The following is an 11689-nucleotide window of genomic DNA, read 5'->3' as shown; positions in this document are numbered from 1 at the left end:
GCCCTGAAAAACCTGGGCCTTACGCGCATGATGAACCCGGCGGCGATCAAACCGTATTGAGCGCCAGAGAACCCTCTCTGTAGGAGCTGTTGATTTACCCCTTAAGCGCACAGACCTGCTTTTCGTAGGAGCTGGCGCAGCCTGCGATCTTTTGATCTTCTACTGCAACATCAAAAGATCGCAGCCTACAGGTTAATTGTTCAACCACACCTCGCCCAAGTGCCCACCCAGCGGGCCAAAGCTGTGTTCTACCATCACCCTTGAACCATTCGCGTTGACGATCAGCGCGGTACTGGCGCGTGTGCCGTAAGTGCGGCTAGCGATAAATACACTCGACAACAAGCTTTCGGTGGCTTGCCCGACGCCAGTGTCCGGCAGTTCACTGAGGGGGGCGGTGTGCGGGTCTTTAAGCAGTGCCAGCAAGGCTTGCGGCTGAGGGTCATGCAGCACCTCACTCAGCGCTGCCTTAGCTTTGAGCAGTTTGGGCCACGGCGTATCCAGCCCGGCATTCGACAACCCATAAATACCCGCACTCAACGGCTGCGGGGCCAGTTCTTTGGCGTTGAAATGCCAGAGCTGTTCGCGGTCGCCCAGCAATAGATTAAACCCGGCATAGTCTGAGATTCGGCGGCCAACATCGGCGAAATAATCCCCGATTGAGGTGTTTGAGCTTAAAAAGCCAGCCACCAGCTCGCCTCGCGAATGCCGCGCTGGGGCTTGATGCGGCTCGCGAATATTGGTCAGCGCAGCAAAGCGGCCATCAGCCCCTACGCCCAGCCAAGTGCCGCCTGCCTGTACGTCGCGGCCAGCAACGACCTGCGGCGCTTCAGGCCATTGGGCCAACGGTTTACTGGGGCGCGCATAGAATTCATCACGGTTGGCCGCAACGACCAAAGGCTGTGCGTGGCCAGGGCGCCAAGCGAAGACAATCAGGCACATGGGCAGTCCTTAACGTTTTTTTAATCACTGTACTTATAGATTGCCTCGGCGTGTTACGCCATGCAGTGGAGCCCGAGCCCTTGCTCCGTTACCATGCGGGTCCAAAATAGGGGGCGTTATGGAATTTCTGCTCTATCTGGTACTGGGAGGCTTCGCGGGTGTGCTGGCCGGGCTGTTCGGGGTGGGCGGTGGGCTGATCATCGTGCCGGTACTGGTGTTCAGCTTCACCTTGCAGGGGTTCAGTCATGATGTGCTGACTCATTTAGCCGTTGGCACCTCGTTGGCGACGATTATTTTTACCTCGATTAACTCGATCATTGAGCACAACCGCAAAGGCGCGGTGCTGTGGCGACTGTTTGCCTGGATGAGTGTGGGCATTCTGATCGGAGCCGGTATTGGTGCGCTGACCGCTGAAATGATTTCAGGCCCGCACTTGCAAAAAATCATTGGCGTGTTTGCGCTGATTATCGCCCTGCAAATGGCCTTGGATCTAAAGCCCAAAGCCAGCCGAACGGTGCCGGGCAAGGTGGGTCTGACCTTGGCGGGCAGTGTGATTGGCTGGGCTTCGGCGATTTTCGGAATCGGTGGCGGCTCGCTGACGGTGCCGTTTTTGACTTGGCGCAGCGTGTCGATGCAGCAAGCGGTTGCCACCTCGTCGGCCTGCGGGCTGCCCATCGCCCTAGCAGGTGCATTTAGTTTCATGTTGATTGGCTGGAAAAACCCAGACTTGCCTGCGCATAGTCTCGGCTTTGTCTACCTACCTGCGCTGATCGGGATCGCCCTGACCAGCATGTTTTTTGCCCGTTTTGGTGCGCGTTTGGCTCACAAATTGTCGCCGCGCCTGCTGAAAAGGCTATTTGCCGCACTGTTGTTCTGTGTCGGTTTGAGTTTCTTGATCTAACAAGGAGTCGCAATGCTGCCTTATCCGCAGATTGACCCGGTGGCGTTGGCTATCGGACCGCTGAAAATCCATTGGTACGGGTTGATGTACCTGATCGGCATTGGCGCCGCGTGGTTGATTTTGTCGCGACGCCTCAACCGTTTCGACCCGACTTGGAATAAAGAGAAGCTCTCGGATTTGGTGTTTTGGGTGGCCATGGGCGTGATTGTCGGCGGCCGCTTGGGTTACGTGCTGTTCTATGACCTGAGCGCCTACATCGCTAACCCGCTGCTGATTTTCGAGGTGTGGAAAGGCGGCATGGCGTTCCACGGCGGCTTGATCGGCGTAATGCTGGCGACGTGGTGGTTCGGCAAGCGCAACGGCAAGTCGTTCTTCCAAATCCTGGACTTCATCGCCCCCGTGGTGCCGATTGGTCTGGGGGCAGGGCGTATTGGTAACTTCATCAACGGCGAGTTGTGGGGCAAGGCCAGCGACGTACCGTGGGCGATGATCTTCCCCACCGACCCACAGCAACTGGCGCGCCATCCGTCGCAGCTTTACCAGTTCGCGCTCGAAGGTGTGGCACTGTTCTTGGTGCTGTGGCTGTACTCGCGCAAGCCGCGTCCGACCATGGCGGTTTCCGGGATGTTCGCCCTGTTCTACGGGATCTTCCGCTTTATCGTCGAATTCGTCCGGGTGCCGGATGCACAGCTCGGTTACCTGGCATTTGGTTGGGTCACGATGGGGCAAATCCTGTGCCTGCCGATGATTGCCGGCGGCCTGTTCCTGATCTGGCTGGCTTACAACCGCGACCCGGCGGCTCAAAAGGCTGCGCATTAAATTCGAATCGCAGGGCGCACCCTGGCCCTGCATTCAAACGTTAGGAAAACCATGAAGCAATATCTTGACCTCGTTGCCAATGTCATTAAACACGGCACCTTGCAAGCCAACCGCACCGGCGTAAAGACCATCAGCCTACCCGGCGCGATGTTGCGCTACGACCTCAAAGAAGGCTTCCCGGCCATCACCACACGCCGCATGGCGTTCAAGTCGGCGATTGGCGAGATGTGCGGCTTTTTGCGCCCAGTCAACAGCGCAGCGGACTTCCGCGCCTTGGGTTGCAAGGTCTGGGATCAGAACGCCAACGAAAACGCGCAGTGGCTGGCTAACCCGTTCCGTCAGGGCGAAGATGACCTCGGCGAAATCTACGGCGTTCAATGGCGCAAGTGGCCCGCGTACAAACAAGTGGCGCGCAGCAACCAAGCCGCCATCGAGTTGTGCCTGAGCCAAGGCTATCGCCAGATTGCCGAAGGTGAAGAAGACGGCCAAGCCTACGTGGTGCTGTACAAAGCCATCGACCAAGTACGCCAGTGCGTAGACACCATCATCAACGATCCGGGCAGCCGGCGTATTTTGTTCCACGGCTGGAACTGCGCCCAACTCGACGAAATGGCCCTGCCGCCGTGCCACTTGCTGTACCAGTTCCACCCGAATGTCGAGACTAAGGAAATCTCTCTGACCCTCTACATTCGCTCCAACGACTTGGGTCTGGGCACGCCGTTCAACCTGACCGAAGGCGCTGCGCTGCTGAGCCTGATCGGCCGCCTGACCGGCTATACGCCGCGCTGGTTCACCTACTTCATTGGCGACGCCCACGTGTATGAAAACCACTTGGACATGCTCAATGAGCAACTGACCCGCGAGCCGTTCCCGATGCCCAAACTGGTGATTTCGGACCGTGTACCGGAGTTCGCCAAAACCGGCGTTTATCAGCCGGAGTGGTTGGAGCTGATCGAGCCGAGCGACTTCAGCCTCGAAGGCTACCAGCACCACGCCCCCATGACCGCGCCCATGGCGGTTTAACCTCCACCTCCACCTCCACCTCTATCCCGCGCCGCGTCCAACCCTCGCGTTGTACGCGGTGTTTAATAGGTTCTTAGGTCTATACCGAAAGAGTCTATTCAACTGTTATTTATGACAGTTGTTGTGAATGCAGACGCATGTTCATCTAGCTCTTCTGCTATGCAACTGGAGAGCCTGTCATGATGCGTAAAGATGAATTGAAAACTGAAGGTTTCTGGCCAAGCGAAAATGTTGGCATAGATATAAATCTCAAAGGCCCGACAAACGATAAAAGTGTTAAAGCGGGGCTCTATTCTCCAGGGATCGCTTACCGCTTTGATGATAAATATTTTTCTTTTGGTGTCACTGCCCCTGAGGGAGCAGTCATCCCGTACGAAATGATCGGGAACAGTCCTTTTACAAACGCAATAACGATAATTATAGATCCTAGGGCGCAAGAGATTGCTGTTGGCGACACAGTTCGAGCGATCTGGACTGTACTTTCGGCTGAGGATTTTTATGAGTTCCAATCGGACCCTGTGCCTATTGAGAGCAAAAATGCGGCTGTGTTGATCACCCTGCCCGACACCGAGGCCGTTAAATTTGTAGGGAAGAAATCCGAAGTTGGCTATATTCATATGCCAGAAGCGGGGGGGGCTAATGTTTCGCCTAAAAAGCCTGTGTATGTCGCACCGTCGATGGGGCCTAAACCAGTTCTAAAGATTCCGGCTGTGAAAAAGGGTGTTTTGAATACGAAGGATCACCCGAGTGGTATTAAAGTAATTATTGAGCCAATTACAAACATGCACCGATATAACGCGCTGGAGATCTTCTGGGTTGATGAGTCTAATATTCGGATCGACGCTCAGCGCCACATGACTGTTAATCCAAACAAAGCAATGGAGTTCGTTATTCCCGCGGTTGTCTATCAGAGTCATGTGAACAAGCGCGTTCTAGTGCAGTACTTTATTTCTCTCGGGGCCAATATGAGCCCGAATCTGAGATGGTCCGCTGGCAGAAGCAAGTACGTAGAATTCGACGTGATTTGACCTCTACAAACAGTCAACAGCCTCTAAGGTTACCAGCACCACGCGCCGATGGCGGTGTAACACTCCACTCCATAGGCGCTGCCGAAGGCTGCGATTTTGTGATGTTAAAGATCAAAAGATCGCAGCCTTCGGCAGTTCCTACGGGTTGAGCATCAATGCCCGTGGCTTCTGCCCACGTGGCTCGGTTCGCCTTCTGGCGCAGCCACTGAACCGCTGACTTCCAGACGCTGCAAAATCCCGCATTGATCCATCTCTGGCCCTTCGCCACAGCGTTGGCGCAGGTCGAGCAGTTGTGTCTGTAAGGCCAACAAGCCATCGATGCGCGCTTTCACGTGGTGGATGTGTTCGTCGATCAGCGCGTTTACGCTTTGGCACTGGTCCTGCGGGCTGTCCCGTAGATTGAGCAGGCTGCGGATTTCTTCGAGGGTCATGTCCAAACTGCGGCAATTGCGGATAAACGTTAGCCGCTCCACATGGGTTTGGGTATACAGACGGTAATTACCCTCGCTGCGCGCCGGTTCCGGCAGCAAGCCTTCACGCTCGTAATAACGGATGGTTTCGACCTGACAATCGGTCAATTTCGCCAGTTCACCAATTTTCATTGTGTTGATCTCTCAAAGGCTGCTTGACCCTATAGTGGCTACAGGGTCTTTACTTGGCAACAGGCACCTTTCTGGACGCATCCTGATGAGCGACTCCATTCACACTTCGCACAAAGCCCATGCAGGTCATGACCATGACCACGAGCATGAAGACACGCATGACCACGCCAGCCATGCCCACAGTTGCTGTTCAAGCAACGTTGCGCCCAGCGTGATCAAGTTGAGCGCCGCGCCGACAGCGGGCGCTCGCCTGAGCAGTTTTCGCATTGAGGCCATGGACTGCCCGACCGAGCAAACCTTGATCCAAAATAAACTGGGCAAGTTAGCCGGCGTGCAGCAGTTGGAGTTCAATTTAATCAATCGGGTGCTGGGCGTGACCCACGACCTCGCGTCGACGGAGCCGATTGTGGCGGCGATTAAATCCCTCGGCATGCAGGCTGAACCATTAGAACCCGGTACAGACACGGCCCCAGCGCCCGTTGCCAAGAAGCATTGGTGGCCACTGGCGGTCGCGGGTGTCGGCGCATTGGCCGCTGAAGTGCTGCACTTCACTGACGCGGCGCCCACGTGGGTGATTGCGCTGTTGGCATTGCTGTCGATTTTCAGCGGCGGCCTGACCACCTACAAAAAGGGCTGGATTGCCCTGAAAAACCTCAACCTGAACATCAACGCCCTCATGAGCATTGCCGTCACAGGTGCGGTGCTGATTGGCCAATGGCCAGAAGCGGCGATGGTGATGTTCCTGTTTACCGTGGCCGAACTGATCGAAGTCAAATCCTTGGACCGTGCGCGCAATGCAATCAGCGGCCTAATGCAAATGGCCCCGGACACCGCCACCGTGCAACAACCAGACGGCACTTGGCTGGAACGTGAAGTCAAAGACGTCGAACTGGGGGCTATCGTGCGGGTTAAACCGGGCGAGCGCATTGGTCTGGACGGCGAAGTGCTGGCGGGCAACTCAAGCATTGATCAAGCTCCGATCACCGGCGAAAGCCTACCGGTCGAAAAAACCATCGGTGACAAAGTCTTCGCCGGGACCATCAACCAGGCCGGCTCACTGGAATACCGGGTCACGGCGGCGGCCAATAACTCGACGTTGGCACGCATCATTTTGGCCGTCGAACAAGCCCAGGGCGCCCGTGCCCCGACCCAACGCTTTGTTGACAGTTTCGCCAAGATTTACACCCCTGTGGTGTTCCTTTTCGCGCTGGCGGTGGCGGTTATCCCGCCGCTGCTGATGGGCGGTGTGTGGTTCGATTGGATCTACCGTGCGCTGGTATTGCTGGTGGTGGCGTGCCCGTGTGCGCTGGTGATTTCGACGCCGGTGACCATCGTCAGCGGCTTGGCGGCCGCGGCGCGCAAAGGCATTTTGGTCAAAGGCGGGGTGTACCTCGAAAGTGGCCATAAGCTGGACTATGTGGCGCTCGATAAAACCGGCACCCTCACTCACGGCAAGCCGGTGCAGACTGACTACGTGCCGCTTGATCCGCTGCACACCGACAGTGCGCAGTTGCTGGCCGCCAGCTTGGCCTCGCGTTCTGACCACCCGGTTTCTCTGGCCGTCGCCAATGCTGCTGTGGATAAAAATCTGTCGCTGTACGCTGTGGATAACTTCAGTGCACTTGCTGGCCGTGGTGTGCGCGGCGAAATCGACGGCAAGGTCTACCACTTGGGCAACCATCGCCTGATAGAAGAGTTGGGCCTGTGCTCAGCCGAACTCGAAGCAAAGCTCTTCGCGCTGGAAGAGCAGGGTAAAACCGTGATTTTGCTGATCGACAACGCAGGCCCGATGGCCCTGTTTGCGGTGGCCGATACGGTTAAGGAAACCAGCCGCGAAGCGATTCGTGAGCTGCACGCACTGGGGGTCAAAACCCTGATGTTGACCGGCGACAACCCGCACACCGCCAGCGCAATTGCCGCCCAAGTTGGAATCGACCAAGCCCAGGGCAACTTGCTACCCGATGACAAGCTCAAGGCGATTGAAGCACTTTATGCACAGGGCCATCACGTGGGCATGGTCGGTGATGGCATCAACGACGCGCCGGCACTGGCGCGTGCCGAGATTGGTTTTGCGATGGCGGCGGCCGGTACGGATACCGCGATTGAAACGGCTGATGTCGCCCTGATGGACGACGATCTGCGCAAAATCCCTGCCTTCATTCGCTTGTCACGTGATACCTCCAGAATCTTAAAACAGAACATTGCGTTGGCGTTGGTCATTAAAGCGATCTTCCTTGTGGTCACCTTCATGGGCTTGGCCACTATGTGGATGGCCGTCTTTGCTGACATGGGCGTGAGCTTGTTAGTGGTCTTTAACGGGTTGCGTCTGGTACGCAAATAAATCAAGAGAGGCCGTCGTGCTGAGTGCTGAGCTGAAAGCGTTTTACCGGGTGGCCCAGTTGGGCAGCATCACTCAGGCTGCCAAAAAACTGGGCTTGAGCCAGCCGACCGTGACCACCCAGATTCGCCAGCTCGAAAGCCAATACGGCGTGGAGCTGTTTTACCGTGGTGGGCGGCGCCTAACCCTCAGCGATGAGGGCGTGCGTTTGCTGCCGATGGTCAAAACGCTGTTGCAACAAGAGGCTGACATTGAGTTCTTTTTGCGCAACAGCGGCCAAGGCACCGGCACGTTACGCATCGCGGCGACCGCGCCGTATTACATCCTCGACCTAGTCAAAACCTTGCGCGAGCGTTTGCCGCACATCGTGGTGTCGGTGGACATTGGTAATTCGCAACAAGTGCTCGAAGCCTTAGACGAATACCGTGTCGACATCGCCGCCTCGTCGCAATTAGTCGAAGACCCACGGCTGATTCGTCGGGTACTGGGGACTGACCCGCTGGTCGTCGCAGTGCACCGTAATCACCCGCTGGCCGCGTCTGATCACGTTCCGTTAAGGGCGTTGGCCGGGCACTGCTTGCTCATGCGCGAGCAAGGCTCGACCACCCGCAAACTGACCGAAGAGCTGCTTGAAGGCGCTGGGGTTGGGTTCGGCCCGCTGTTGGAAATTGGCAGCCGCGAGTCGATACGCGAAGCGGTACTGCGCAATATTGGCATCAGCATCATTGCCCGTCAGGAAGTCCCCCACGACCCGCAACTGCGAGTGCTGACGCTGGAAGGTGCGCCGTTGATCGCCGAGTATGTGTATTGCCTTAAAGAGCGCAAGTCAGCCCGTTTACCTGCGGCTTTTTTGGGCCTAGCACAAGAAATGGCCCCGGCTTAATACGCTCGCTCTTATCAAACATGAAGTCAGTTTTTGATTTAAAAAGACACCACAGGGTGTGTTGGCAGACAAATATCCCGCGTAGGAGCTGCCGCAGGCTGCGATCTTTTGATGTTGCGGTAGAAGATCAAAAGATCGCAGGCTGCGCCAGCTCCTACAAAAATAGAGATGCACCCAAACACCGTGCGCGATGGTGTTACGACTGCCAGCAGTTGATCGCAGCCTTTGTGCCTCGTCAGCGACTGCAGACTTAGCCCGTTTGCTGCGCGACAGCGCGGCGTCGAAGACGGGCCGGCCCCTCCTACAAATCCAACACCCAAAATCCACCAATACGTCTATCGGCAGTTTTTGCCTTACTGCCACATCGTGTACGCATAGCCTCTTTAGGATGACCTCATCTGCTTGATGAGGTGCATCCATGAACCGCTCGAACGAAACGGCTTTGTCCCCACCCGGCGTGCCCATGAAGGTGCGCGCTGTGAGTAAGCGCTTCGGCGCTTTTACGGCGTTAGACAGTGTCTCGCTGGACGTGGCAGCAGGTGAACTGGTGTGCCTGCTCGGGCCTTCTGGGTGTGGCAAAACCACCTTGCTGCGCTGCATCGCTGGGCTTGAGCGCCAAGACAGCGGCATGTTGTACCTCGGCTCTCGCGATGTGTCTGACCTCGCCCCGCAGGCACGTGACTACGGGATTCTGTTTCAGTCTTACGCGCTGTTCCCCAATCTCACCGTTGAAGCCAATATCGCCTACGGTCTGGCGGGCAGTCAGCGTGCTGAGGCTCGCAAGCGCGTTACCGAGATGCTGGCACTGGTGGGTTTAACCGGCAGCGAAAAGAAATTCCCGGGCCAACTTTCCGGCGGCCAGCAACAACGGGTGGCGCTGGCCCGCGCTTTGGCACCTGCGCCGTCGCTGCTGTTGCTCGACGAGCCGATGTCAGCATTGGATGCCCGCGTGCGCGAACATTTGTGTACCGAGTTGCGCCAACTGCAACGCAGCCTAGGGATCACCACCTTGATGGTGACCCACAACCAAGACGAAGCCATGCTGATGGCCGACCGCATCGCCGTGATGAACAACGGCAAGGTCGAGCAGTACGCTACCCCGCAAGACATCTACAACACTCCCGCCACGCCGTTTGTTGCTGAGTTTGTCGGGCAAGGTAATTGGCTGCCGTATGAGCATTACAGCGGCCACTACGCCCAGGTTGGCGGTATCAACATGCGTTTGGCTGCGGATGCGGGACGCGCTGAGTCCGGGCGACTGTTTTGTCGGCCCGAAGCAATCAGCGTGAACCCGGTGTTGCACCAAGAAAACCTGTTCCCGGCCCGTGTGTGTGACATCACCTTCCTCGGCAATCGCTGCCGCATGCGCTTTGAACTTAACCACTTGCCGGGGCACCCGCTCACCGCCGAAGTTGGCAGCCAAGACCTGCCGCGCCTTGGTGCGCAAGACATCTTCGTCGCCTTGCCGCCGAGCAGCTTGCAGGTGTTTGCTTAACATGGCCGCGCACATGACCCTGCCGCTGTCCGACAAACTGGGCCGCAGCGCCTCACGGGCCGAGCTGGGTGACAGGCTCTTTATCGTCGGCGGCAAACTGCTGTTGCTGTTATTACTCGGCGTTGCGGTGCTGATGCCGTTGCTGGCGATCTTCTGGCGCGGCTTCAGTGCGCAAGACGGGCAAGGCGGCGGATGGGTCGCGGCCCGAGAGCTGGTCACCAGCACTAACTTTCATTGGCTGGTGGGCAACAGCCTCAAAGTGTCGCTGAGCGGGGTATTGCGTTGGTTTACCTGTTCGGCAACCAGGGGCTATTGCGTGGGCTGATTGCAGACAACATCTACGGCTTCTGGGGCATTGTGCTTGGCGAGGCGATTTACACCTTCCCTCACGCGCTGATGATTCTGCTTTCAGCCTTGTCGATGGCCGACGCTCGGCTGTTTGACGCCGCCTCAAGCATGGGCGCGGGGCCCTTTAGAGCGTTTCGCAGCATCACTTGGCCGGGCACGCGCCAAGCGTTGTTCGCCGCGTTCTGTCTGGTGTTCACCCTGACCATCACCGATTTCGGGGTGCCTGTGGTGGTGGGCGGCGACTACCAAGTGCTGGCGCTGGAAGCTTACAAAGCGGTGGTCGGGCAACAACAGTTCGGACGTGGCGCCTTGATCGGCATGGTCTTGCTGCTGCCCGCTCTACTCAGTTTTGCGGTCGATGCGTGGCTGCGTCGCCAGCATGGCGACACCTTGAGCGGTCGCGCCCAAGTGTTTAAACCGTTGCCCTGCAAAGGGCGTGATCGCTGCTATTTGGCCATCGTGCTGCTGATCTGCGCCGTCTTGTTGATGGTGTTCGGGATGGCGGTGTACTCATCGCTGGTCAAATTTTGGCCTTACAACTTATCGTTGTCGCTCAACCACTATCAGTTCAACGACACGGCGGGCGGCGGTTGGCTGGCCTATCGCAACAGCGTGAGCATGGCCTTGTGTACCGCGTTAATCGGCAGCGTGCTGATCTTCACCGGCGCGTACCTGATGGAAAAAACCAACGCTCAACAACGCTTGAATCTGGCCCTGCGCATGCTCTGTTTCATTCCCATGGCGGTGCCGGGTTTGGTGCTGGGGTTGGGCTACGTGTTTTTCTTCAATCTGCCGGGCAACCCGCTGCATGTGTTCTACGGAACCATGACCCTGCTGGTGGTGTGCACCATCGCGCATTATTTGACCACTGCACACATGACCGCCACCACCGCGCTGCGCCAGCTCGACAGCGAGTTCGAGGCGGCCGCGTTGTCACTCAAAGCGCCGCTGTATCGCCACTACTGGCGCGTCACCCTGCCGATTTGCCTGCCTGCGCTGCTGGACATCGTGCGTTACCTGTTCGTCTCGGCGATGACCACGGTGTCGGCGGCGATCTTTCTGTACAGCCCCGACACGATTCTCGCCGCGGTGGCTGTATTGAACATGGACGACGCCGGCAACGTGGGCGGCGCGGCCGCCATGTCGACCCTGATTCTGTTCACCTCGGCGGGCGTGTCCCTGCTCTTGGCTTGGGCTTCACGCGGCGTGCTGCGCCGCTCCCAAGCCTGGCGCCAAAGCACGCCCACTCAATGAGTCATGCTTCTCCCTCCACAAGGAACCGCACCATGTTCAAGCCGCTTGCTCTTGTTGCT

Annotated in this window: 9 protein-coding genes and 1 pseudogene; 8 read left to right on the top strand and 2 right to left on the bottom strand. The window is 57.4% G+C overall.

Annotated elements, in window-relative coordinates; genetic code table 11:
- Positions 1-192: 192 nt before the first annotated feature.
- Entirely contained in the window at positions 193-939 is a 747-nt protein-coding gene (locus AQS70_RS03420) for an NRDE family protein (protein WP_055101523.1), read from the bottom strand.
- A 118-nt stretch (positions 940-1057) separates the two neighbouring features.
- Between AQS70_RS03420 and AQS70_RS03415 the strand changes: the two genes are divergently transcribed.
- The 4 genes from AQS70_RS03415 (at position 1058) to AQS70_RS03400 (ending at position 4710) form a co-directional block, all read left to right on the top strand.
- Complete coding sequence (locus AQS70_RS03415; protein WP_055101522.1) at positions 1058-1840, top strand: sulfite exporter TauE/SafE family protein; 783 nt, start codon at positions 1058-1060, stop codon at positions 1838-1840.
- A 12-nt stretch (positions 1841-1852) separates the two neighbouring features.
- Positions 1853-2659 (top strand): prolipoprotein diacylglyceryl transferase, encoded by an 807-nt coding sequence (lgt, locus tag AQS70_RS03410; protein ID WP_048390936.1) that lies wholly within the window; start codon positions 1853-1855, stop codon positions 2657-2659.
- Positions 2660-2710: 51 nt separating this feature from the next.
- On the top strand, positions 2711-3682 hold the full coding sequence (locus AQS70_RS03405; protein ID WP_055101521.1) for a thymidylate synthase: 972 nt from the start codon (positions 2711-2713) through the stop codon (positions 3680-3682).
- A gap of 179 nt (positions 3683-3861) precedes the next feature.
- Complete coding sequence (locus tag AQS70_RS03400) at positions 3862-4710, top strand: hypothetical protein (protein ID WP_055101520.1); 849 nt, start codon at positions 3862-3864, stop codon at positions 4708-4710.
- A 152-nt stretch (positions 4711-4862) separates the two neighbouring features.
- Here AQS70_RS03400 and cadR read toward each other — a convergent pair whose 3' ends face one another.
- Positions 4863-5312, bottom strand: coding sequence for a Cd(II)/Pb(II)-responsive transcriptional regulator (gene cadR, locus AQS70_RS03395; protein ID WP_055101519.1), 450 nt, complete (start codon positions 5310-5312; stop codon positions 4863-4865).
- A gap of 85 nt (positions 5313-5397) precedes the next feature.
- Here cadR and AQS70_RS03390 point away from each other — a divergent pair, with 85 nt between their 5' ends.
- The 4 genes and pseudogenes from AQS70_RS03390 (at position 5398) to AQS70_RS03375 (ending at position 11630) form a co-directional block, all read left to right on the top strand.
- Positions 5398-7653, top strand: coding sequence for a heavy metal translocating P-type ATPase (locus AQS70_RS03390; protein ID WP_055101518.1), 2256 nt, complete (start codon positions 5398-5400; stop codon positions 7651-7653).
- A gap of 16 nt (positions 7654-7669) precedes the next feature.
- Positions 7670-8533, top strand: coding sequence for a LysR family transcriptional regulator (locus tag AQS70_RS03385; RefSeq protein ID WP_055101517.1), 864 nt, complete (start codon positions 7670-7672; stop codon positions 8531-8533).
- Between the two features lie 418 nt (positions 8534-8951).
- The gene (locus tag AQS70_RS03380; protein ID WP_055101516.1) at positions 8952-10028 is read left to right on the top strand and encodes a putative 2-aminoethylphosphonate ABC transporter ATP-binding protein; all 1077 of its coding nucleotides are present in this window, start codon (positions 8952-8954) and stop codon (positions 10026-10028) included.
- Position 10029: 1 nt separating this feature from the next.
- Positions 10030-11630, top strand: a pseudogene (locus AQS70_RS03375) (putative 2-aminoethylphosphonate ABC transporter permease subunit).
- Positions 11631-11689: the final 59 nt, after the last annotated feature.

The organism is Pseudomonas endophytica (genome assembly GCF_001411475.1).
Lineage (GTDB): Bacteria > Pseudomonadota > Gammaproteobacteria > Pseudomonadales > Pseudomonadaceae > Aquipseudomonas > Aquipseudomonas endophytica.
This window is presented reverse-complemented; position numbering and strand designations above follow the sequence as displayed.